The sequence below is a fragment of the Novipirellula methanifontis genome (assembly GCF_052161655.1).
Classification (GTDB): Bacteria; Planctomycetota; Planctomycetia; order Pirellulales; family Pirellulaceae; genus Novipirellula.
On record NZ_CP197418.1, the window covers coordinates 3,152,691 to 3,175,481 of the forward strand.

Annotated in this window: 20 protein-coding genes; 10 read left to right on the top strand and 10 right to left on the bottom strand. The window is 53.7% G+C overall.

The features are described from left to right. Positions 1–54: 54 nt before the first annotated feature. Complete coding sequence (locus tag SH528x_RS11280) at positions 55–1,449, bottom strand: IS4 family transposase (RefSeq protein WP_442505705.1); 1,395 nt, start codon at positions 1,447–1,449, stop codon at positions 55–57. Between the two features lie 389 nt (positions 1,450–1,838). Next, on the bottom strand, positions 1,839–3,479 hold the full coding sequence (locus SH528x_RS11285; protein WP_442510620.1) for an HD-GYP domain-containing protein: 1,641 nt from the start codon (positions 3,477–3,479) through the stop codon (positions 1,839–1,841). 222 nt (positions 3,480–3,701) lie between these two features. Here SH528x_RS11285 and SH528x_RS11290 point away from each other — a divergent pair, with 222 nt between their 5' ends. The 10 genes from SH528x_RS11290 (at position 3,702) to SH528x_RS11335 (ending at position 12,344) form a co-directional block, all read left to right on the top strand. After that, positions 3,702–4,112: a prepilin-type N-terminal cleavage/methylation domain-containing protein gene (locus tag SH528x_RS11290; protein WP_442510621.1), complete on the top strand. Its 411-nt coding sequence runs from the start codon at positions 3,702–3,704 to the stop codon at positions 4,110–4,112. Between the two features lie 131 nt (positions 4,113–4,243). Next, positions 4,244–4,651 (top strand): response regulator, encoded by a 408-nt coding sequence (locus SH528x_RS11295; protein ID WP_442510622.1) that lies wholly within the window; start codon positions 4,244–4,246, stop codon positions 4,649–4,651. A 16-nt stretch (positions 4,652–4,667) separates the two neighbouring features. Further along, entirely contained in the window at positions 4,668–6,110 is a 1,443-nt protein-coding gene (locus SH528x_RS11300; protein WP_442510623.1) for an ATP-binding protein, read from the top strand. 14 nt (positions 6,111–6,124) lie between these two features. Continuing rightward, positions 6,125–6,460: an STAS domain-containing protein gene (locus SH528x_RS11305; protein WP_442510624.1), complete on the top strand. Its 336-nt coding sequence runs from the start codon at positions 6,125–6,127 to the stop codon at positions 6,458–6,460. Continuing rightward, positions 6,457–8,193, top strand: coding sequence for a GspE/PulE family protein (locus SH528x_RS11310; RefSeq protein WP_442510625.1), 1,737 nt, complete (start codon positions 6,457–6,459; stop codon positions 8,191–8,193). Before SH528x_RS11305 ends, SH528x_RS11310 begins: the two co-directional genes overlap by 4 nt. 18 nt (positions 8,194–8,211) lie before the next feature. After that, positions 8,212–9,420 carry a type II secretion system F family protein gene (locus SH528x_RS11315; protein WP_442510626.1) on the top strand — a complete coding sequence of 403 codons (1,209 nt, stop codon included), beginning with the start codon at positions 8,212–8,214 and terminating at the stop codon, positions 9,418–9,420. Positions 9,421–9,434: 14 nt separating this feature from the next. Further along, a complete protein-coding gene (pilM, locus tag SH528x_RS11320; RefSeq protein WP_442510627.1) occupies positions 9,435–10,526 on the top strand; it encodes a pilus assembly protein PilM in 1,092 nt (363 codons plus the stop codon). Beyond that, on the top strand, positions 10,517–11,113 hold the full coding sequence (locus SH528x_RS11325; protein WP_442510628.1) for a PilN domain-containing protein: 597 nt from the start codon (positions 10,517–10,519) through the stop codon (positions 11,111–11,113). Before pilM ends, SH528x_RS11325 begins: the two co-directional genes overlap by 10 nt. An 8-nt stretch (positions 11,114–11,121) precedes the next feature. Beyond that, positions 11,122–11,703, top strand: coding sequence for a type 4a pilus biogenesis protein PilO (gene pilO / locus SH528x_RS11330; protein ID WP_442510629.1), 582 nt, complete (start codon positions 11,122–11,124; stop codon positions 11,701–11,703). Further along, positions 11,703–12,344 carry a hypothetical protein gene (locus SH528x_RS11335; protein WP_442510630.1) on the top strand — a complete coding sequence of 214 codons (642 nt, stop codon included), beginning with the start codon at positions 11,703–11,705 and terminating at the stop codon, positions 12,342–12,344. Before pilO ends, SH528x_RS11335 begins: the two co-directional genes overlap by 1 nt. Positions 12,345–12,382: 38 nt before the next feature. Here the strand turns inward: SH528x_RS11335 and SH528x_RS11340 are convergent, their stop codons facing one another. The 8 genes from SH528x_RS11340 to SH528x_RS11375 are packed head-to-tail and all read right to left on the bottom strand — an operon-like array spanning position 12,383 to position 22,704. Next, a complete protein-coding gene (locus SH528x_RS11340) occupies positions 12,383–13,243 on the bottom strand; it encodes a hypothetical protein (RefSeq protein WP_442510631.1) in 861 nt (286 codons plus the stop codon). An 18-nt stretch (positions 13,244–13,261) separates the two neighbouring features. Next, positions 13,262–13,462: a hypothetical protein gene (locus tag SH528x_RS11345; protein WP_442510632.1), complete on the bottom strand. Its 201-nt coding sequence runs from the start codon at positions 13,460–13,462 to the stop codon at positions 13,262–13,264. Between the two features lies 1 nt (position 13,463). Next, positions 13,464–14,045: an electron transport complex protein RnfA gene (locus SH528x_RS11350; protein ID WP_442510633.1), complete on the bottom strand. Its 582-nt coding sequence runs from the start codon at positions 14,043–14,045 to the stop codon at positions 13,464–13,466. Then, positions 14,042–14,695 (bottom strand): electron transport complex subunit RsxE, encoded by a 654-nt coding sequence (gene rsxE / locus SH528x_RS11355; protein WP_442510634.1) that lies wholly within the window; start codon positions 14,693–14,695, stop codon positions 14,042–14,044. Before rsxE ends, SH528x_RS11350 begins: the two co-directional genes overlap by 4 nt. Beyond that, positions 14,692–15,414, bottom strand: coding sequence for an FMN-binding protein (locus SH528x_RS11360; protein WP_442510635.1), 723 nt, complete (start codon positions 15,412–15,414; stop codon positions 14,692–14,694). The genes rsxE and SH528x_RS11360 overlap by 4 nt, the downstream gene beginning before the upstream one ends. Then, positions 15,411–16,433: an RnfABCDGE type electron transport complex subunit D gene (locus SH528x_RS11365; protein ID WP_442510636.1), complete on the bottom strand. Its 1,023-nt coding sequence runs from the start codon at positions 16,431–16,433 to the stop codon at positions 15,411–15,413. Before SH528x_RS11365 ends, SH528x_RS11360 begins: the two co-directional genes overlap by 4 nt. Continuing rightward, positions 16,430–17,788, bottom strand: a complete 1,359-nt coding sequence (gene rsxC, locus SH528x_RS11370; RefSeq protein ID WP_442510637.1) for an electron transport complex subunit RsxC — start codon at positions 17,786–17,788, stop codon at positions 16,430–16,432. The genes SH528x_RS11365 and rsxC overlap by 4 nt, the downstream gene beginning before the upstream one ends. Continuing rightward, positions 17,785–22,704: a 2-oxoacid:acceptor oxidoreductase family protein gene (locus SH528x_RS11375; protein WP_442510638.1), complete on the bottom strand. Its 4,920-nt coding sequence runs from the start codon at positions 22,702–22,704 to the stop codon at positions 17,785–17,787. The genes rsxC and SH528x_RS11375 overlap by 4 nt, the downstream gene beginning before the upstream one ends. Between the last annotated feature and the right edge of the window lie 87 nt (positions 22,705–22,791).

Below are 22,791 nucleotides of genomic sequence, written 5' to 3' on the forward strand. Positions count from 1 at the left end.
AGTGAAATGTCGGTCATATTGTGAGCCGACGGCGCTAGCCCAATGGCACTCACTTTAGGTTTCTGGCGGGTTTTCATTGATCTTCGTGTTGCTTTTCTTTCGAGCTGCCTTCTGTTCCTTCGTTGTTTTTTGGCGGCGAGGGTGGGCCGCTCGTTTGTAACTGCGACCGGGACGATTCGGGATTTTGCACGTGCTGGCCATCGCCAACGCTTGCTCGAATCGCTTGATGCATTCCTCCGTCGGCAGGATCGACAAGTCAATCCGCAGGAAACTGTTGTAGGTATTGAGCACTTCGGTGAAGCTCAACCGGCGGGGAGCCACGCCTGAAAGCGAGGCAGCCTGACGACGGAACTGAACCAACAGATTGTAGGCGATCAGCGATGTGTATAGCTCTTTTAAAACCATGTCTTCGCTTTGCGCCCGAATGTTCTCGGTGTTCATCATCACCTTGATTTCTTTGATGTCCGTCTCCACGTCGTAGCGACATCGGTAACGGTCCGCCAAACTCTCCGAATCTTCGCTCAGCGATGTGACCAAGTAGAGTTTTTCGCCGTTCTCACCAATCTCGATTTCATGAATCAAAACGTTCAGCACTTCGCCTTTTTTGATTCCAGGACAACCTTTGCGATCCTTCGCCGTAGGCTCCCATTGAAGCTTCCAAACTCGCTTTTTCCAGCGTTTTTCGACCAATTCAGCTTTCTTGATTAGTGATTCGAAGCGTTGTGTGGTTAATCGGAAAAGGAAGTCATGCTTCTCTTGGAGACAATGGTAAGCCACTTGAAAGATCCCCAGCCCGGCATCGGCCATCACGATCGACTCGCGTGGAAGTCGTTTGAAAATACGCTTGGCTAACAAGGCTTCGCTGTCACCTTTGCCGCCGTACATTTTTCCCACTTCGGGCAACATGGCTGTTCCGTTTTGTAGGTCGTGAGCGACGAAGAATAACATGATCGGCCAGACGGTTTCGCCGTGTTGGTTGCTGGCCGGCGGATATGCTTTTCGCAGTTCGTCGGTCGGTGAAAGCGTGATCGTGGTGCCGTCGAGTAGGAAGGTCTGCCGGGGACGGAACTGCAATGGTCCGGGTCTCTCAGTGAAAGAGTCGAGAACCTGCTGATAGAAATAGTGGACCGTTTCCAGATCGATTCGATTGCGTGCTCCAGCGTAGGCGCCGGAGGACTGCGACAAGGTTCCCTCACTGAGCCTTCGATTCTCTGGACAGAAGGCTGGCCGATTGGCAATGAAGTCCTTCACGATCCCACAGAGGGTTGATCCGCTAGCTAACCGCTGCATCACCATCATCCAGAGCGTCACGGAGGTGGTGTAGACGGTTGCCGGCCCAGTTGGCTGGATAGCGTCAATCAGCCCGTCGCTGAAGAACCCGTTGAGCGAACGAATCGCCGTAGTGAGTTCGGACCGGGAAATCAGGGGTTTTTTACTTGCAACAAGCATCGGTATCTCTCAATGAAGGAGACATCACTGCTGGCAGATTTGCAAATGGAGCACTAGGCTGATCCGAACACAAAACCAAAATTATCGCAAAGTGAGTGCCATTGGTCGCTAGCCGCGGGCCCGTCAATATTGTTGGAAGCATGCCACGGTTAGCAGTTTGACTGCCAACACCTCGGGCTTGTTGTGATTTTTGGTTGTGCTGGTTTTCTGCCACCTCTCCCCCAACTTCGTCGGTGGAGAGGTAACTACACTATAGGCAGGAAGAAAAACTCACCCCCAATATCCGATGGCAACAGCAAGAATCTAGCAGTCCAGGCGTAGCGCCGTCGGCTCAGATCCTTGTGTTCAATGACACGTAGTGACCTGCATATCCTGCCGTAGATTCAGCATTATTTGCTGAGTGAAAAATTCACGGCGAAATCAATCTCGTCCCATTGTGCATCGTTGCAGCGATTTTCACCGAGCAGCGTTGGATGCTGGCGATTGACTTGACAGATGCCATAGATCTCGTCAGTACATTGCATGAACGCGTCGATGATTCGGCTGTCCCATTGCTCGCCTGCACCTGCTTTTAGGATGGCCTCCGCCTTTGCTCGCGGCATGCCGTCGCGATAGGGGCGAGTGCTGGTCATCGCGTCGTAGGCATCGGCGACCGCCAATATCCTGCCCATCAATGGGATCTCTTCGCCGGCTAGTCCATGCGGGTAGCCACTTCCATCAATACACTCGTGGTGATGCAGCACGCCGGGAAGCACAAAGTCCAACTGTTTCAAATGCTTGAGGATCGAGTAGCCGATTTCGGGATGGCGTGCAACGATTGAAAACTCTTCGTTGGTCAAACGACTCGGTTTACCAAGTATGGAATCAGGCACGCCAATTTTGCCAATGTCATGCAGCAACCCCGCCATGTAGACATGATGTTGTGTTTGCGAATCTAGCCCCAACTTTTGAGCAAGCAGTCGCCCCATCGCAGCAACTCGATCACTATGACCGCGAGTGTACGCGTCTTTTGCATCGATCGAGTTGATCATCGCTCGGATCACACCGACCACCAAATCTTCGATCTGGCGAAACGATTCCAGGTTGCTGGCGTGGGCTGCCAAGTTAAGCCCAGCAGACTGTAGTAAGCCAGCCTCAAACGTGCCAAACTCGCAAAGCTGGGATTGGGACAACGGATCGTCGACGGGAGAGGTGTCATTTCGTGCCTGCTTATTCACCATCACCAACCAGCCGAAACGCTGTGCGTTGTTGGCAATCGGAACCAGAGCGCAACTGCGAATGCCTTCGAGCCCCTTCCACCCTTTGTGCAGGTTATTCGGATTGCGAACCACAGGCTGTTCGATGGTTTGGTCTGCAAATTCTTCGACCAGTTCCATCATCGTCTCGTGACGAACATCGCATTCGCCGACTCGGAATGCCAGCGTATCCGAGCCAGTTTGTGCATCCGTCACGAACAGAAAAATTGCTTCGACGCACAAAACGTCACATAGAGGCGGAAGGATAACGCTGGCAATATTCTTCAAATCGTTTTGCGGATGCCACAGTTCCTGTCGTTCCGCAAGCGAGCGAAGCCAACTGAGCTCTTCGAAGTCGCGAGTGACTTGCGAGGCGTATTCATCGAGCTGTTGCGATTTCGATGCAATCTGTTGATGGTGGTCGAGATTTTCGATGACCGTTTTGACTAATGGAACACTTAGCCCTACATCGGAGGCTGCGATGGTTCCACACAATGCGAACGGTGTAGCGTGACTGCCCATCGGGATCACAAGCGTCGACTTTTCCCCGGAAATAGCGTGGTTAAACGGCGCCGTTGCTGTTAGGACTTCATCCAGGGGTAACGTGTTGGGAAGCACGAAAGTGGAGTCGAGATCCACACCGCCGGATGACGAGGGAACGCTGAGCCGCAGGGTGCACTGCCTTGTAACGAGATAAAACGGTGTGCGGAAATAATCTTGAAGAGTTTCAGCAACCTGTTGCGGTCGTCGTAGCTGGCTCGCTGGGAGCACGCTTTGAGCAATTGTTTCGGACATCAGAAAGGCTCGTGTCGACTAGATTCGCTTGGAGGGACGAGACGTTCGGCGCCCCGTTAATGTGCAAGGTTAGCCCGCAAAACCATGAATCCCCCCGAAAATTACGCAAGAATAATTTTCTTGACTTTCGTTGCATTCCTTATTTGCGTCCTATGTTTTTACGTAAGCCGGGATTGTTTTGTCGCTCGGCGTTAATCGTACTTCCGTTGGGGTAAATGCAAAGTGTTCAAAACAAGACGTTGGTGTCGCAAAGGTTTTACTTTGGTTGAGTTGGTCGTCGTGGTTCTCATTCTGGGAATCTTGGCAGCCGTAGCCGCACCTCGGATGTTCGATACCGCTGGCAACGCAAGAGAGAACGCGACTCGACAATCGTTGGTCGTCGTTCGTGACGCGATTGAACTCTACAAATCACAGAATGACGCCTTCCCTCCTCATGCGACATTCGAAACCGCTCTCAGGCCGTACCTGAAAGGTGCCTTCCCTTCGGCACAGGTGGGGAGCAAGCCAGGTCCTGGTATTGCCGAGGCAGGGGAATCACCGATGACAACCGCGACTGCGGCCGGAGGCTGGATTTACGATCCAGCGACCGGTGACTTTTGTGTGAATGACACTAATTATATTTCGAAATGGTAGTTCCCTCTCACGCATAGTCTGACAGCGGATGCAATCACGACGATAAATAACAACACAAAAGCCCTCCCCTGATAATTGCGTTTGCCAACCTCGGCTCGGTGAACGCATTCTTACATATTCTGGCCAACATTATGAGTGATTTACAAAGACGGATCTTAATCACAGAGGACAACCGCGTCCTTGGCGATGTTTTGAGATTCAATCTCCAACGGTCTGGATTTGACGTCACCATTGCCCACGATGGTGGCGAAGCAATCGAGCTGCTTCGCGTGCAAACGTTTGACCTTTTGATAACCGATTATCAAATGCCCAATGTCAACGGTGCTGAACTCTGTCAACACATCCGGCAAAACCGATCGCTCGATGAGATGGTCATCATTATGTGTTCGGCAAAAGGGATGGAGCTGAATCGAGAGCAGCTACGCGAAGATTGGAATGTCGCCACACTCGTGCTCAAACCATTCAGTGTCCGAGAGATCGTTGCGATCGTAAACGACTTGCTCGCTCCCACCGAAGACACCTTGCCCGTGTGTCCATGATTTCGATACTGCACCCATGAATAATATCTCCAACGCAATCCCGTCGCTAAGCAGCCGAATCGTTGACCGATATTTAATGTGCGGTCTGGCTGCAATCTTTGGAGTCGTCAGCGTCGCGTTAACGCTTGCTTGGCGGGGAGCACTGATTGAGTCGATTTCAATCATCGTGGCCGTCCCCTTGTTCTTGCTGTTGGTTGGCAGTTTTGTCATGCGCCGATCGGTGCAGATCAATGAATCGATCGAAAATCAATTGCAGCACATCACGACGGGCGTATGCAGTTCGCCAGCGGAACTGGTTCCACTAATTGCATCTACCCCGGCCGCCGCAGGGTGGAACAAGCTGCTAAAGCAGATCAACGAACAGGGAACCCTTGCGACTCTCGAAGAAAGACTTCGTGACACGCTCGACGCATCTGCGGGAAAACGATGGGAAGGGATCTTCAACGCGTTGTCCGAAGGAGTCGCGTTGAGCACTCCGAATGGGAATGTGGTACTGGCAAACAACGCCTTGGTGGCGATGGTTGGTGCGGCAACGAGTGCGGATGTCGTCGGAAACGATCTCGGTCAATGGATCGCGAAATCGGTCAGTCCCACCAGTGCGGCTGAGTTCGATTCGCTACGAAATCGATCCAATAGCTTTGCGATAGAACTGTGCTTGGGCAGCGAACTTTCCGCTGGTGTTTGGCGATTAAGCCGCACCCCGCTGATCGGTGACGCGTTCGAGCAAGGCAGTTCGTTGTGGAGTCTTCGCGATGTTACACAACAGAAACTCGCAGAAGAAATGCGAAACCAGTTTGTGTTTACTGCGACTCATGAACTGCGCACTCCCCTAGCAAATATCAAAGCCTACGCGGAAACGTTGATCGATAATGATGACATCGATGTGGAACGCCAAAAGGGCTTTTATAACATCTTGATGTCTGAAGCGACTCGCTTGGCTCGATTTGTCGACGATTTACTCGACGTCAGTCAAATGGAATCGGGAGCGATCTCGGTCGTTCGGCATGAAACCGACATGGAACGTTTGATCGACGAAGTCGTTGAGAAAGTGCAACCACAATTGCAAGAAAAGACGTTGGCGTTCGAGAGCAAGTTGCCAGCGAAGTTGCCAAAACTGAAGATTGATAAAGACAAAATTGCCGGCGTGCTTGTCAACTTGCTCAGCAATGCAGCGAAGTACACTCCCGCAGGCGGCAGTGTGCGACTGCTAGTGGGAACCGACGCAGATCTTATGCAATTGCAAGTCGAGGACACTGGTTTTGGTATCGCGGCGGAAGAGTTACCACGACTCTGCGAGAAATTCTTCCGTAGTCACGACTCACGCGTCCAAGAAATCAGCGGCAGCGGTTTAGGGCTGGCCTTCTCGCAGGAAGTCGCACGACTGCACGGAGGCGAAATCGTCATTTCCAGTGAACTGAATGTGGGATCTCGCTTTACCCTGACCTTACCTCTGAACTAATTGGAGTGAATCGTATGTTCGACTGCTCCAAACAAGGCAGTGTGTTTGTGCTCTCGGGGAACGATCCGTTGAGCCGTGATCACACCGTCGAATTAGCAGGACATTGCGAGAAATGTTTTGGGCACGGCCAACCCAAAATTGTGTTTGACTTGCGCAATGTTCCGCTGTTTGATAGCGCCGGTCTCGAATTTTTGTTGGATCTGCGGGACCGCTGCTTACAACATGGCGGAGCGATTCACCTCGCCGCCCCCAATCCACTTTGCATCGAGATATTGCAAGCGACGGAACTCGATCGAGATTTTTCGATTTCGGATGACGTTGTATCTGCCGTCGGGAGTTTCTCGCGATGAGCACATTATTAGCACACCCGCCTGGACATCACCTCATTGCCGCGGAAACTCCCTTGCCACTGGGCGAGCGTCTGGTACGCGCTGGGGTTCTGACCCGAGATGAACTCGAAGCGGCGCTGACCGAGCATACGGCCAAGGGCGCAAGATTAGGAGAAACCCTACTCGAACTTGGCTTGATCGATGAAGGCACATTGCTGCGGTTCTTGAGTCAACAGCGAGATGTTGCGTACGCACTGCTGCGCGACGGGATGGTCGATCCGGCTGTCGTGCAATTGTTGCCCAAGGCCAAGGCCGAGTTGCTGCAAGCGATTGCGATGTTCAAGGTCCGCGGCAAGCTTAGCGTGGCCATGGTCGACCCGCACAATCTTCAGCAAGTCGACGAAATCGAACGGATCACCGGTTTGCAAGTCAAACCGGTTTTGACGCTGCGCTCGGTAATCGAACGGATGCTGCCTCGCTGCTACGAGAGCGACTTTGCGGTTGATGCGGTCACAGCGGACATGGATCCGGACGCTGTCAATCTCGAGGCGGACCACTTCAACATCGATATTGCTGATTTGCAATCGTTGGCTAACGGCAGCCCGATCATCAATCTCGTGAACTACATGATTGTCAGCGCGGTTCGTCAAAAAGCGAGCGATATTCACGTCGAACCGGGGCAACGATGCACGTCGGTGCGTTTCCGCGTCGATGGTATGTTGCGCGAGACACTACGACCTCGCCGCGATTTTCATCCGGCGATTATCTCGCGGCTCAAAGTCATGGCGAAACTTGACATCGCCGAACACCGCATCCCTCAGGACGGACGCATTCACCTAACCGTCGAGGGACGCGAAATCGATTTGCGTGTGTCGACGCTGCCAACCAATCACGGCGAAAAGGTCGTGATTCGTGTTCTCGATCGCCAAAACGTGACATTCAATCTGGATGAGTTGGGCGTTCCGCCTCAATTATTGGGCGACATCAAAGGGATGTTGCATCGACCTCACGGTTTAGTGTTGGTCACGGGACCTACGGGCAGCGGTAAGACGACGACGCTTTATTCCGCACTCGAGCTGATCAAGTCAGTGGAACGGAACATCGTGACCGTGGAAGATCCAGTCGAATATGACCTCGACCAAATCGTTCAGGTGCCCGTGGGCGGCAACAAACCGATGTCTTTCCCCGGTGCGATGCGAGCGATTCTGCGGCAAGACCCCGACGTGATCATGGTCGGTGAGATCCGCGATGCGGAAACTGCGGCCGTTGCAATTCAGGCCGCCCTGACCGGCCACTTGGTCCTTAGCACGTTGCACACCAACGATAGTTTTAGCGCCGTGACGAGGCTTCGCGACATGGGCGTCGAACCGTTCAAAATTGGTGCTGCGTTGTTGGGAGTCATTGCACAGCGTTTGGTACGGATGGTTTGTCCAACCTGCAAAGAATCCTACTTTCCTAGCCCCGAAATTCTGGACTCGTTTCAATACAAAGGGGACCGTCGTCGAACGTTCGATCGTGGTGAAGGATGCCGCAATTGTTACGACACCGGATCACGTGGACGGACGGGACTGTACGAGGTGTTGTGCGTCGACCGTGAAATGCGAGAAATCATTTCCGAAGGGGCGGATATTGAGGGGATTCGTAACCAGCACTTGAAAAAGTCCGGGACGTTTTTGGTCGATGAAGGGATGCGTTTGGCGGAGGAAGGCAAAGTCAGTCTCGAAGAAGTATCGCGAGTGGCTTTCGTCGATTAAGCCATTAGGAACCCTATCATGAAATACACATATCGAGCCAAGCAGCGAAATGGCGAAATCACCCTCGGTGATATCGAGGCGAATTCGTTGGCCGAGGCGCGTTCACAGTTGCGACAACAAGGCTTGTTCTTGCTGCAAATCACGGCAGACCAGGTCAAAACGGTCCGCTCCGCATCGTTTTCGCTGAGCAACCGTATCAAAAAGAACGACATCGTGATGATGTTGTCACAGATCACCATCATGAGCCAATCAGGTGTGGATCTTTCCGAGGCTTTGAAATCGGTCGCCAGCCAATGCACCAACCCTGCGCTGCAAACCGTGATGACCCGCGTTAGCGAAGACATCGAAGGCGGTTCGACGTTTGCCAGTGCACTACGAAAACATCCTCACGTCTTTGATGAAATGTTTGTCGCCGGCATTGCCGCTGGCGAACAAAGCGGTTCGATCACCGAGGTGCTCGAACGCTTGACCTATTTGCTGCGAAGTGATTTGCGGATGCGACAAACTGTGGTCTCGACATTGATGTATCCGCTGGTGCTATGCGGCGTGACGCTCGTGGTGCTGGTCGTTCTGTTCTTCTTTATTCTTCCTCAATTCGCCAAGGTCTTCGCGGACTTGGAAAAGGCACCGCCACCATTCACTCAACTGATGTTGAGCGTAGGAGAATTTGTTCGCGGCAATTTCTTAATGCTTGGCGCTGCAGTCATTGGACTTGCTTTTCTCGTCTATTCACTGCGAAATGCGAACTTTGTCCGCAACGCCTGGGATTACGCTTCACTTAACTTTACGTTTGCCAAAAAGGCCACTCGCTCGCTGTCGACCGGACGGACATTTCGTTTGCTCGGAACGATGCTTAGCAGCGGCGTGCCACTTATCGAGAGCATACGTTTGTGTCGTTCCGCTTCGAGCAACAGTCTGTTCCGATCGATGTACGAACGGCTTGAATCGGAAGTGCTTCGTGGCGAAGGTTTGGGGCCGACCTTGCTGTCGTCCCAGTTTTTGCCGTCGGGAGCAGCACAGATGGTGGCGACCGCAGAAAAGACCGGAAAGCTCGGCGATGTTTTGAAAATGGTCGGAGAGTATTTCGAGGACCAAGGCGAACGACATCTGCGTGATCTGGTCAAATTGCTCGAGCCGGTTGTGATTGTATTTCTTGGTATCGTGGTTGCCGGCGTGGCATTCTCAGTCATCCTTCCACTGCTGGACGTTTCGTCCATGCCACAATAAAGCGGGGCATCGCGATGGCAATCTTCACTGAACTACAACAACGTGCGCAGGCACCGTTTGCGTCAACGCCACGAGGTTGGATTGGGATCGATATTGGTAGTCGGTCCATAAAACTGACACAAGTTGAACGCCGCAGCGACGGATATCATTTTTGCAATCGTTGGTCCGTAACGCGTGCTGAAGAACATCGAACAAGCGGTTCCAACACCGCTTGTGACCTGTCCGACAAACACTTGCGACTCGCCGAGTTGCGAGAGCTGTTTGCACGTCCTGAATGTGCAGCGGCCGTTTCAATGTCGTTCCAGTCGTTACGCTCGTTCGAATTGCCGGCGGCTTCGGCGGACGAAACGCGAGACATGGTTTGCGAGGAACTCGCCGCTGATGACGACCATGGTGATGACGACTCGGTGTTCGATTACTGGAGCACGAGCGAAGCATCGGATGAAGCAGCGAAAGTAACCGCATTGCGGATGCCCGCTAAACTCGCCATGGCGGTCGCCGAGGATCTGACGACGGCGGGTTACGAATGCCAAGTCCTCGATGGATTGCCTTGTGCATTGGCCCGCGCGGTCACGATGACGGGCAGCAAAAACGATTCGCCTGTGGTTGCATTGGATCTTGGTGACAGCGAGTTCACGTTTGTTTTGGCAGCTAATGGTAAACCGCTTTACACGCGACTCCTGCGAGGTGGCGGGCTCCGCACGTTAATACAGCCGCTACAGCAGTCATTGAATTTGTCGCACAACCAGGCGATGCAGTTGCTAATCCGCTATGCCGTGTCATCCGGTGATGACGCGAGTGGCAAAATGGTTTCTGCTCCTGCACAACTGCTCGAACAGCCGATGGCAAAATTGGTCAACGAACTGAAGCGGACGCTCGACTACGCTGCGAATCAATTTCCGACATCGAAGCCCTCCGGGTTAGTTTTACTGGGTGGTGGAGCTGCCATTCGTCATTTGCCAGAATGTCTTAGCAAGCGGATCGGAGTACCGACACAGACTTGGCATCTGCCCACGACAAAACCGCACGAAGCGACTGATGACGCACAATTTGGGGTCGCCGCAGCCCTCTCGGTCCTGCGTTGGGAGCAACGGTCATGTTCATAAATCTGCTGCCACAGAAACTTGTGATCAAGATGCTTGTGCGCCGACGTCTGCGTCAATGGGCATTGGTCTGGGCCTCACTGCTGATTGCCGGCCTCGTGGTCATGGCAAGCAATTATCGAGATGTCCAGCAAAGCCAATTGCAGCTTGATGCGCTGACCGCCCAAGTCCAGCCTTTAGAACAATTGCAAGTTCATACAGCCGGCATGCATTCGCGGCTGAATGTTCTACAGAAAGAAGTCGATGTACTCGAGGCCATTTGCGTCCCCGACCGTTCCCTCGCGTTGCTGGCCATTCTGGGCGACGCCGCAAAACTGTCTGAAGGCAAGGTCCAGATCGAAAGGATGAACCTTTCATCCAACGGAAATCGGCAAGTCGCACAGAAAAAGGGGGCCACGTCGACCCCCGTAAGCTTGTCGAGTGTATCGCTGCAAGGCATCGCCGACGGAGATAGAGGCTTGGCTAGTTTTATCGAACGGTTGCGTCGTTCCAATGTATTTCACCAAGTCGAGCTGAAATCATCGCTGCTGTACCAAGTCGAAGAGACGTATGGTCGCCAGTTCCAAATTGAGTGCAAGTTTGCGGAGTAAAAGAAAACATGAGTGAAGTCTTCCAAACAAAACGATCGTACGATCTGTTGCTGCACAGCGCCGGCGCCGTGGGCGTCATCGCAATCATTCTGGTCTTGTTGTTCGTCCGTCAGAATGCTCACGCCGAGCTATCACAGATCAATACCGCCCAATCCGATTCGCTGGCGTTGTTGCAAAAAAATGACGACATACAAGCGGCGAATCATGACGTGAAGCAACAAGTGCAGAGGACGGAGACGCTGGTCTCGCAGTTGAAGGCCAAGATACCGACGGCTGCAGGAGAGATCGATTTTCTCAGCGAGTTGTCGGAACTTGCAAAGTCGTCCGATTTTCAGATTCGTGACTTCCGGCCTGGTGCCGCGACAGCCAAGGGGTTACACCACGAGATGGATGTTCGCTTTGTCGGAGAGGGCACTTATAATGCATTTTGTCAATTCCTAGACGGACTTCGTCAGCTACCTCGAAGCTATCGAATCGCCCAGTTGAGTGTGACAGCCCCTAGGAATAGCGAGCAAGAGTTTTCTGCGGATTGTCAATTGCGATTGTTGTTTGATCTGAATCCAGACCTGACATCTCCGGAGAAACTGTAATGAGTCAACCTGAGTTTCTATCGACATCCAGTCTCACACCGAAGAAGCTTGTGCTGATCGTCGTGCTAGTAGGCATCCTCGGCTTCGTCCTCTTCTTCCCCGAGGAAGAGAGTTCTGAATTTGACATGCCCATGTCTCGGAGATCGACACAAACGGTTACTCGCACATCGCTTCAAAAAGCGTCCGACACCCTCCATGCTCCAGTTGACTGGCCCGACGTCAACCTAGAACGCGTGTTAGCAACCAATCCGTTTGAAACCATCTTTGTTAAGAAGCAAGAGAAAAAAGCAACGGAAGAGCCAGTGACGAAAGCGATCGTCGTCCAGCCTGTTGTTGCCGAGCAAGTCATGCCCGCGGAAGTCAAAATGGTAATCGAACATCGCCGCCATGACGAAGTCGAAATCATTTACGAAAATGTTTCAGGACGCGTCGCCGTGATTCGATCAAAGAGAGTTCGCGAGGGAGACGTATTGCCTGAGGGGCGTGTCGTCGAGATTACGCCTAACCATGTGATCGTTGCAGTGGAAGTCCCCGTCGATCCAGAGTCGGGCGAGTCCGTGTCGGATGATCCGGCCCTGGGTGATCCGGCCCTAAATGAACCAGTACTTAACGGGCGACTACCCGAGATTCCCGCTGCGTGATCTGATCCCAGCGGTTTGAAGGTCTAGGCTACGCCCCCTCAATACAGCAGTTCGATCCAGCGGCCTTCGGCTTCAAGGTCCTCTTTCCAGCGAAACCATGTCTGGTTCGCTCCCGCGATGTCCGCCATCACCTCGTCGAGTTGATCGCGGATGACCTCGAGTCCTGCAACGTAGACGTATGTTTTCGGCTCGGAGAGCAGTCGACAAAGTTCTTCACCGCGAGCCTCTAACGCTGTACCCCAATCGGTCGTGTCGGACCAACCGGGACGGTTGCTCAACGCGTCAAACGCTTCGAACGTGTCGCGGTCGTAGTAAAACGCAAAATCATCCTTTTCCTCATTGCGGTACAACAAGTCGAGTCCGGTTTGGCCACCGTGAAATAACCAAACTCGGCCTTTGAAATCACTCGCTTCGGAATAAAGGTATTTTACGAAAGCACGGAACGGGGCGATCCCGGTTCCAGCACAGATCAGGATCAGGGTGGCATCTTCGTCCGAGGGTGCTTCAAATGCTTGTCCGTACGGCCCAGTGATCGTCAGTGTTTCGCCGCGTCCCAAGTCGCAGAGGTAGTTCGACGCAACACCGGGATACTCTTCGCCCGTGAATTCGTCGATAGAGTTGCAGCGACGGACGCAAATGCGGATTTGCAAATAGCCTTCGGGCGTGCTTTGGGGGATATCCGCGATACTGTACAGACGGAAATGATACTCCTGGCCCAATTCTTTTTGCCCTGGCGCCAACACGCCGATATTCTGGCCCACGGCGACGTCAAATTGTTGACTTTCCACCTCGATCAAGATGTCGCGAACCTCCTCGTGGGAATCCACCGCCGTGATTCGTTTACTGGCCCGCACCGTCGCTTGATAGCGCGTCTTCGAATCGTAGTCTTGTAGTCGCATCTTATTCTCCCTCGAAATCTAACCGTCTTGCGTGGTAGCCTGTGTCTCTGAATTTTGACATTGCGTTTTGCAGCCGCATCCATGGCAACCGATTCGGCCAGCCAACGCATCGGCGTCGGACGCGGCCCCTGTCACGGTTCGCCATCGGTTTTGGACCCACAGCCAACCGCCAAGGATGACCGAGACTCCGACGACGGCTTTGATCAGTGCAACAATCATCTCAACCCAATAACCCCGCGAATCCCATAAAACAAATCGAAAGCAACCCAGCAATGACCAAGGTCAATGCCGTCCCTTTGACAAGATCCGGAGGGTGGGCCAGTTCAAGTTTCTCGCGAATTCCTGCCATCAATACCAGAGCCAATGTGAAACCCACTCCGGCACCAAACGCAAACACGATCGACTGAAGCCCTCCGTAGCCTCGGTTCGTTTGAAACAAGGCAACCGCCAGGATCGCACAGTTGGTGGTGATCAGCGGCAAAAAAATCCCCAACGATCGGAATAGAGTCGGACTGACTTTTTTGATGAACATTTCGACCAACTGAACCGTCGATGCGATCACCGCGATAAACGAAATCAGTTGCAAATAAGGTGCGTCCAAATACACCAACAGCGTGTGGATCCCAGACGCGGCAATCGAGCTGACGGTCATCACCAGTGTGACTGCCGCCCCCATCCCCAATGCGGTTTGACGTTTGGCGGACACACCCAAAAACGGACAAATCCCTAAGAAATATGCCAACACAAAATTGTTCACTAAACATGCGTTGATGAAGATCACGCCAAGTGACTCGTTATTCATCCGACGACCTCGTGTTCCGTTTCTGTGCCAGTACGACGTTGTTCAAACCAGTGGATTAGCAACAACCATGCTGCCAGAGTAAAAAAGCCGCCGGGTGGCAGCATCATGATCGTCCACTCCTGGAACGACTCGCCAAACATTCGAAATCCAAACAGGCTGCCGTTTCCGAGCAGTTCGCGGACGGCGCCCAAGCAAAGCAGTGCGACGGTGAAGCCGATGCCCATGCCAAGTGCGTCCATTGCAGAACGATCCACGCGATGTCTCGAGGCAAACGCTTCGGCGCGTCCCAGGATCAAACAATTGACCACGATCAGCGAAATAAAGGCGCCCAACGATCGATGCAGCTCCAAACTGATCGCTTGGATCACGTAGTCGACGATCGTGACAAACGTGGCGATCACCAATATGAACGTCACAATGCGGACTTGGTTCGGAACGATGCCGCGAATCAGCGAGACAACGACGTTGGACATTAGCAACACAAACGAAGTCGCCAATCCCATCGCCAGTGCGTTGATCGCGGTGTTGGAAACCGCCAGCACTGGACACATCCCTAACACCTGGACAAAGACCGGATTCTGTTTCCAAATTCCGTTGACGAAATCGTTGGTGTCGAGCTGCACAGGTTCTTCGTGTACGGAAGACATCATCGCGTCTCCTGTGGGGGTGCCGTGAAATCGGCAAGGCGGGGGTACACGCGAGGGATCCAGTTCGCTGTACTGTCACGTAACATCGCCGCGGTGGCTCGCGACGAAATCGTTGCTCCGGTGATCCCATCGATCTGCCATGGGGCGGTCTTGTTCCCCGATGTGACGAACTCAATCGGATGGGCAAGCTGGTTCGAGGTGGAATCGAGCGACACATCCAACTGTCGAAAGTTACTCAGGAAATTGGCATCCGTTTCAATGCGGTCGCCTAGCCCTGGCGTTTCACGGCTCTCTAGCACGCGAATACCGATGATCGCTTGCTCGCGTGGCGAGTATCCATACATCATCCGAATCGTGTCCTGATATCCCATCCCCTCGGTCTCGATTGCCAAGCCTACGAGTTCTCCGCTCGGATTAAAGCCTGCAAATACAGCGTCGGAACCAGCGTCATCCGTCGCAGCAGGCTGGAACTGACTTAGGGAGGAGTCAAATTTGAACGGGATCACCGAAACTGCATCCGGCAAGACTGTGAGAATGGCGTCGTGACGCAGCGCCACTCGGTTACGGATAATCCGAGGACCCGTCAACTGATATACCGTCACAATGGCAAGACTGCACACGATCCCGACACTCAAGACAACGCCATAAATCGATGCCGTCTGTGGAGCCGGCGTGCTTGCCGATCCGGTCAACATGGGGTCAGTGGGAAGCGAGGTTTTCATACCGCGTCACCTCGAGATGCAGTGCCGTAAACTCGCGGTTGAATCCAATGGTCGATATGGGGCGACACTGCATTGCCAATCAGGATCGCGTACATCACGCCTTCAGGCATGCCACCCCACACACGAATGACCACTACCAATAAACCGATCAAGATTCCGTAAACGACGCAGCCAAGATGAGTGATCGGAGAGGCAACCATATCAGTGGCCATGAAGACCGCCCCCAACATCAAGCCGCCCGAGAACAACATCAACGACGGCCCCGCGTAGCGAGTCGGATCGAGCGTCTGCAGCAGCATGCTACAAAGAGCAACGGTGGAAAGAATGGCAACGGGGATCCGCCAGCTCATCATTCGCCGAGCTACCAAGTAAACGCCTCCGAGCAAGATCAGGACTGCACACGTTTCTCCGGTCGATCCCGAAACCGTGCCCATTAACAGGTCGGTTGTGTCCGTTGAGATTTGCTCAAACTTCCATTTCGCTAACGGCGTCGCCGCCGAGATGCCATCGTAATCGGGCTTGGTCAGTGGCAACGCCAGTGTTGACGAAGGAAGCGAAGTGAACGAGGCGGCGGATTTGGATGGCCACGTCGTCATTGCCGCAGGAAAGGCGGCCTGCAAGATCGCCCGTCCCACCAGAGCAGGATTAAACGCGTTGTAGCCGAGTCCGCCAAAAAGAAACTTTCCCATTCCGACTCCGATCACCCCACCTGCAGCCACCATCCAGAGCGGCAAACTTGGTGGCAGAATCAGTCCATACAAGATGCCGGTGATCAGTACCGATCCGTCGCTGACCGTGGTCGGTCGGCCACTGAACCGACACATCAGGTGTTCCGTCAGCACACAGGACAACACGGCGGTCATCAGGATCAACGCAGCGGAAATCCCAAACCGGTAAATTGCAAATGCACAGACCGGCAGCAATGCAAACACCACGTTCAGCATGATCGAGTCGACACTCGACGCGGCACCGATGTGCGGCGAACTATGGATCGTCAGCGTCTTGGATAACTTGGTCATCCCTCGCTCCTTGCCGCCTTGCGAATCGCCGCCTTGGCCACACGAAATTGCTGGACTAAGGGAATGTGAGCCGGACACACAAACGTGCAGCAGCCACACTCGAAACAGTCCATGAGATGGTGGTCGTTGACCATCGATGAATAACGACCATGTTCGGCAAGCAGCCCCAATTGCGACGGGTTCAAAAACAGAGGACACACGTCAACGCAATCGCCACACTTGATACAGGGAAACTGCTTTCGCGATCTCAGCTTGCCTGTTTCACGCTCGGTAAAGGCAATCACGCCGGTGGAGCCTTTTGTGATCGGGATATCCAAACTCGAGGCGGCGGCTCCCATCATCGGTCCCCCCATCACGACGGTGGAGATGCCTTGTTCGGTGCCCACGGTTTCCAAAATAAACCGCAGCGTCGTGCCGATTGGGATGCGGTAGTTGCCTTTCTGTTGGACTGCCGGTCCGCCCACTGTGACGACGCGTTCTTGCAGCCCCATTCCGCTGGGAATCAGTTTGCCAATTTCGGCCGCAGTCCCCACGTTGACGCAAATCACATGCACATCGAGTGGCAATCCGCGTGACGGAACCTCGCGATTCAACAACGCGGTGATCAACATCTTCTCGGCGCCTTGCGGATATTTCACAGGCAAGACTTCGATGGTGATCGGGGCGGAGGGTGGCAACACGCGGCGAAGCGATTCCGCCGCGTCGGGTTTGTTCGCTTCGACTGCGATGATCGCCCGCTGGGCTGCGGTCGCGCGTAACAAGTAACCAATACCGGTGATCACGTCGTTGGCATGTTCAAGCATCACCCGGTGATCGGTCGTCAGATACGGTTCGCACTCGATGCCGTTAATCACCAGCGTGTCAACGAATTTGCCGTCGGGAATTTTCAGTTTCGCGTGGGTCGGAAATCCGGCGCCCCCGAGCCCGACAATGCCTGCGGACTGGATTGCGGCGAGGATCTGCTCGCGACTTGCCGAATCGATGTCAAGCGGAGTCCCCTCGACCACCTCTTGAGTCGATGCTGCAAACGGCTCGAGAAAAAATGCGGGTTCCATCTTGCCGTTGATGCTGGGGGTTGGAGCGATTCGGCGGATGATTCCTGACGCCGGAGCATGGATCGCCACCGACATGAATCCGTCTGCCGCGGCGATCAATTGGCCTCGCACCACTTCGTCGTCTTCGTCAACCACGGGCACTGCCGGTTTGCCGATGTGCTGGGAAAGTGGCACGATCAATAACGGTGCAAACGGGAATTGTTGAATCTCGCGATGACAAGTCTCCTGTTTCGACTCAGGAGGATGAATCCCATGTGCGAATGTCTTGCCACGAAAAAAGTCGAACGAGAGGTCTCTCATTGGTTGTACTTCTCAGCACGAGCGATCCATTTTTCAATGTCCTTTTCGCTACGGTCTTTCGGCAACCCTGGATGAATAATCTGGGCTGTACAGCGCTCGGCAGCCTTGACTAAATCCTTGTACGGTCCTCCCTCAGGATTTTGGATGAACGCCTTTTTCTTGTCGTTGTAGGCAAAGATGTTGGGGTTCAATCGAACGCACTCGTCACACGATGTGCACTGAGGCGTGTCGATCCAAGGGGCCATGAATTCGCTGTTGGCATTCGCCGGTGATTGGCGGTCGGGAATTGTGTCCACGGGATCCGCGACGGCAACGGCCGACCCATTTGCTTCGCCAGTCAATAACTGCATCATCCCCGACGCGATACGATTGGTCATTTCCCGACGGACATCCGCTTCGATTGCGGTGCGATCCGGTTTCGTTTCGTTAACACGGGCGATCGCTCGCAGCATCGTCCAAAAATCGCGACGATCTTCGCAGGACGCGACGATTGGCGGCGCGACCAATAAACGCATCAATTCTTGTTTGCGATTGACGCTCCACACATACGGAAACAATCCTTCGCGTTCCTCCGCTGGCAGTATCAAAAAATCGGCCAGCAGAATCATCTTGTCGTTCCACGTTTCCGGCGGTGCCGTCCGGAAATGTTTACGGAATCGGATCTCGGTCGCGGCAAAATCAGCAAAGGTCATCGGCAACGACATTGTCTTGTGGCGTCCGTTCTCGGTATATTTCAACTCGTAGCTAGGCCAATCTTGGTCAATCGCGGGATTGCCTTCCAAATCGAAACACTGCTCGGGCCGATTTCCGTGATCGGGGTTGTAGCGAAACAGCGGATAGGCTCTCGACTCGACCGCCAAACGGGCCTGATTAGCACTCATGTCATCTCCGATGCCATGCTCGGGTTGACACGAGGTGTAGAGATTAAACAGTGCAGGCCGCCGCGACTTTAGCCCCTCGATAAATCCTTCGATCAAATGATTCGGATGTGCAATCGTGCTCTGCATCACGTAGGTCGTGCGATGTGCCATTCCGATCAAACCGATTTCTTTGCGAACCTCTTGTTTCCCCTGAATCGATTTGCCGTATTGAGCCATGTCGGAAATTTGCCCAAAGAATCCCGACGTGCAGGCTTGTCCGCCCGTATTGGAATAGACCTGCGTGTCCAAGATCAGCACCTTGATCGGTTTGCCCGACATCATGGCGCGTGAAAGGTTTTGAAAACCGATGTCGTACATCGCGCCATCGCCACCAATGGCGACCACTGGCGGACAGAGTTCCCATTCCTCGTCACTGAAATGCCGCCAATTGAAATAGGTCAACGACGAATCGGTCGGAGCGTTACCATTGTCCGACAACTCTTGCTCAGCCAAGCGGATTGCTTTGAATCCGTCGGCCATCTTGCTCATGTGCCCTTCGAAAACTCCCATCGCCATCGAAGCGGCATCTTGGAACAAATGGTTGGCCCAGGGAAAAGGATACGGGTTGAAGGGAAACGTGCTGCCCCACACCGACGAACAGCCGGTCGAGTTCAAAATCCCGGCGTTGGCACGCCCACGTCCTGTGACCCCTTCGACGTAGTTCCAACGAAGACGTTTCAGTGTCGCCAATAGGCTCGTGACCCGGCGAAGCCATTGCTGATCAATCGGCTCGCCGCCCCGCTGGCTTTCGACTCGTTGAGCGATCCCCGCCAGCGTCACATCGGCTGTGCCTATTTCGTCCACAATCTTCGCGAGGGATTCGGGATCGCCGACATCGATTTCCTGCACCAATCGATGTTGGATGTGAGTTTCCAGTTTCGCAATCAAGTCGGTCAACGAGGCGACATGCCGCTCAACGCGAGGTTGCATGAGTGCTTCGACCGTTGCGGTGAACAGATGAATGACGCTCTTTTCGCCGCAGCCGTTACAGGCACCATCACCGCTGGCCAAGGACGAATAGTTTCGTTTGTCCAACAACAAGGTTTCCAACGCACCGATGCCCTCTTCGATGTTTTGCACGCGTATGTACTTTTTCGGTGTCGTGGGCAGGTCTTGCCAAACATCCCAATTGCGTCGCAACGTACTGAGTGACTCGTCCGTTTGTGTCACGACGCGAAGTGCGTCGTCGTCACACACTTGCACGCATTCCATACACCCTTTGCAGGTGTTGGGATTCACCGTGATACTCAATAAGCCGCCTTCGCCAGGCGACTCTTTTTCTTTCAGCGTGTAATAGGGACGCGACAACGCAAACTGAAACTCACCGATTTCTTCGCGGAACGCTTCGAGTTCGTGCTTGAGTTCATCACGTGGAACCTTTTCGAGCTTGCTGTCGCGAAGGGTTTTGTTAATCGCCTCTTGTAACATCCCCAATACGTTGTCGTTTTCGCTCGCCTCGGCAAAGATCGGACGCAGGTTTTTCTCGACGTCGCGAACCGCTTTTGGCAGGTACTTTAAATCCATTCCACCTTTGCGAAGCCGAGCGATGATCGTATCAAAGACCTGAGTGACTTCGTTGACTAAACCGGGAATTGCAGTGTCGGGACAAACCGTATAGCAGCGACCGCACGCGGTACAATTCTCGGCGATCCATTGAGGATGTTGAAAGCGAATCCCGCTCATGTCACGAAACATCGTGGTCACTGCAGGGATCGTTCCCAGTCCGATAAAGGGATCGGTAATTGTGTCGGATCCCATTCCACGTGCGTAAAGGTTGCCGGTTTGTTCCCAGAAGCGATGGATGTCCGACAGCCGCGACTTGCTTGCCGGTTGCGTCTTTAGGACAACGGGAAGTGCCGGTTCTCGCGCCGCAGTTTTACGCGGAGATTCCTCGTCGATCGCACCGTACGGTACCGACTTGACTTCGTCGAACCCTCGTTTGACGACCGCCATGTTTTCTTGCACGACGCGTGCCCCTTTGCCGCCAAATTTGTGTTGCAACTGATTGCGGATGGCTTCGAGTAGACGTACCTGAGACAATCCGGCTTTCTCAGCAACCGGGGACGCTGAAAAAAAGGCTCCTTGAAACGCAATGCCTTGCATTCGCAGCTGCAGATCAGGGTCACTCGCCTCATCGCGGGCAATCTGAAACGCATCCAAGTAAAAGAACTTGATCTTTTTGTCGATCAGAATCCGGCGATACGGCTCCGGAATACTCTTCCACACCTCGTCGGCGGACGTCTTATCGCTTTGGATAATAAACACGCCACCTTCCTTCAACCCAGCCAATGCATTGGTGTGATGGAACACATTCGGATCGGGCGACAACACCACGTCGACATAGAAGTACTCGCTATTGATGCGAATCGGTTCGGGGGCAGCCGACAGGTAGTAGGTTGTAGGTTGTCCCTTCTTTTCCGAACCATATTTGGGGTTGGCTTTGATATGAAACCCAAGCAAATCGTACAGCGTTAACGCTAAATTTTTGCCCGTCGTGATCGCGCCCCAACCGCCGACCGAATGCATTCGCACCGTGATGCTGCTTTCGGGCATCAAGTTCGGATTCTCCGATCCGCGGATGGCAAGTTTGCGGATGTCGGGATACTTCGATTCGATGTCCTGTTGGTGAATGCGTTGCTTGGGGCTGACCGGGGTATCTCGCAGAAAGTCGATCGACAGATAGAAGAATTTGCGATTTTGTCCTTGCGGAAGCATGTTCTCGATCGCCGCCACAACGCCTTCGGGTTGCAAATCGCGACTGCCCATTCCAAAGGAACCCGAATACAGCGCGGGAGCGTCTGTTAGCGAACGATAGGTTTCCAAGTTCGGAAACGCAGGCTTCGATGGCTCACGCCCATTCTCGAGACAGCGGCTCATTGTCGCGCGGACTTCCCGCATCAACGGCAAATCCACTGCGAGCGGTTGATCGAGCCGCTCTAGCACGGCAACGCCCTTCTTGCCCTTGAACATGCGACTGAGTAGATCGGCGGGAAAGGGGCGAAACATTACCAAGTTGATGACGCCGACTCGAATGCCACGGCTTTCTCGCAGATGATCGGCAACCGCCTCGGCCGTCGGAATCAGACTGCCTTGACCGACGATCAGGTATTCCGCATCGTCGGTGCGGTAACCGATCACACGATCGTAGCGGCGACCTGTCAGCTGATGAAATTGCTCAAACGCTTGTTCGGTTAACTCCGGCAAATGATCAAAAAAATAGGGACGCTGAGCCGCGACGCTCTGCATATACGAGTCTTGATTCTGAACCGTGCCTGTCATCACCGGGTTGTCAACGTCCCAGACCTCAGGGATCCGTCGTCGTGTCTCGCCGTAAATGATCTGTTGAGCCGGAGTGGGCGTCGAGATGATGTCGTCAGGACGCCCCAGAAATTCACGAATCAATTCGCGTTCGGGAACTTGGATCGATTCGATCAAGTGAGTCGTTAAGAACCCATCCTGTGCGATAACGCCCGGTGTCAACGCCAGTTCGGCGATGCGATGGGCGATGATGTTTAAATCCGCAACGCTCTGCGCATCTTTGGCAAACATCTGAAAGAAACCAGTGTCATCCATGCAGTGGTAGTCGTCATGACCGGCGTGCACATTCAGCGTCGCTTTGGTCATTGCCCGTGCCCCGATATTTAGGACATAGGTCAACCGCTTTCCTACCGCCGCGTACAGCGACTCGTGCATGTATGCGATGCCTTGTCCAGACGAAAAATTGCTTGCTCGCAACCCCGTCATCGAAAGCCCCGCAGTGACCGCAGCAGCAGCGTGCTCGCCCTCCGGTTCAATAAAGATCAAGGGGCGGCCCGAGATGTTTACGTGACCGCTGGCGGCGGCCTCGGCCCAATATTCCCCCATCTGAGTGGAGGGCGTGATCGGGTACGCCCCTGCCGCATCCGTTGACTCGCGTTCACACATCGCCACCGCAGTGTTTCCGTCAACTGCGACGCGAGTCCCTGGGTATTTGAATTCCTGTTTCGATTTCGTCATAGCCATCATCGCTCACGGAAAAGACCGTTCCAATGCGATGCTGTTTGTGGCTCAAACGCCAAACCTCAAATTGCAAAGCATTCATCA

Coding starts and splice junctions, on each gene's coding strand:
- SH528x_RS11280 (WP_442505705.1), bottom strand. CDS start 1,449: ATGCTTGTTGCAAGTAAAAAACCCCTGATTTCCCGGTCCGAACTCACT.
- SH528x_RS11285 (WP_442510620.1), bottom strand. CDS start 3,479: ATGTCCGAAACAATTGCTCAAAGCGTGCTCCCAGCGAGCCAGCTACGA.
- SH528x_RS11295 (WP_442510622.1), top strand. CDS start 4,244: ATGAGTGATTTACAAAGACGGATCTTAATCACAGAGGACAACCGCGTC.
- SH528x_RS11300 (WP_442510623.1), top strand. CDS start 4,668: ATGAATAATATCTCCAACGCAATCCCGTCGCTAAGCAGCCGAATCGTT.
- SH528x_RS11305 (WP_442510624.1), top strand. CDS start 6,125: ATGTTCGACTGCTCCAAACAAGGCAGTGTGTTTGTGCTCTCGGGGAAC.
- SH528x_RS11310 (WP_442510625.1), top strand. CDS start 6,457: ATGAGCACATTATTAGCACACCCGCCTGGACATCACCTCATTGCCGCG.
- SH528x_RS11315 (WP_442510626.1), top strand. CDS start 8,212: ATGAAATACACATATCGAGCCAAGCAGCGAAATGGCGAAATCACCCTC.
- pilM (WP_442510627.1), top strand. CDS start 9,435: ATGGCAATCTTCACTGAACTACAACAACGTGCGCAGGCACCGTTTGCG.
- SH528x_RS11325 (WP_442510628.1), top strand. CDS start 10,517: ATGTTCATAAATCTGCTGCCACAGAAACTTGTGATCAAGATGCTTGTG.
- pilO (WP_442510629.1), top strand. CDS start 11,122: ATGAGTGAAGTCTTCCAAACAAAACGATCGTACGATCTGTTGCTGCAC.
- SH528x_RS11335 (WP_442510630.1), top strand. CDS start 11,703: ATGAGTCAACCTGAGTTTCTATCGACATCCAGTCTCACACCGAAGAAG.
- SH528x_RS11340 (WP_442510631.1), bottom strand. CDS start 13,243: ATGCGACTACAAGACTACGATTCGAAGACGCGCTATCAAGCGACGGTG.
- SH528x_RS11345 (WP_442510632.1), bottom strand. CDS start 13,462: ATGATTGTTGCACTGATCAAAGCCGTCGTCGGAGTCTCGGTCATCCTT.
- SH528x_RS11350 (WP_442510633.1), bottom strand. CDS start 14,045: ATGAATAACGAGTCACTTGGCGTGATCTTCATCAACGCATGTTTAGTG.
- rsxE (WP_442510634.1), bottom strand. CDS start 14,695: ATGATGTCTTCCGTACACGAAGAACCTGTGCAGCTCGACACCAACGAT.
- SH528x_RS11360 (WP_442510635.1), bottom strand. CDS start 15,414: ATGAAAACCTCGCTTCCCACTGACCCCATGTTGACCGGATCGGCAAGC.
- SH528x_RS11365 (WP_442510636.1), bottom strand. CDS start 16,433: ATGACCAAGTTATCCAAGACGCTGACGATCCATAGTTCGCCGCACATC.
- rsxC (WP_442510637.1), bottom strand. CDS start 17,788: ATGAGAGACCTCTCGTTCGACTTTTTTCGTGGCAAGACATTCGCACAT.
- SH528x_RS11375 (WP_442510638.1), bottom strand. CDS start 22,704: ATGACGAAATCGAAACAGGAATTCAAATACCCAGGGACTCGCGTCGCA.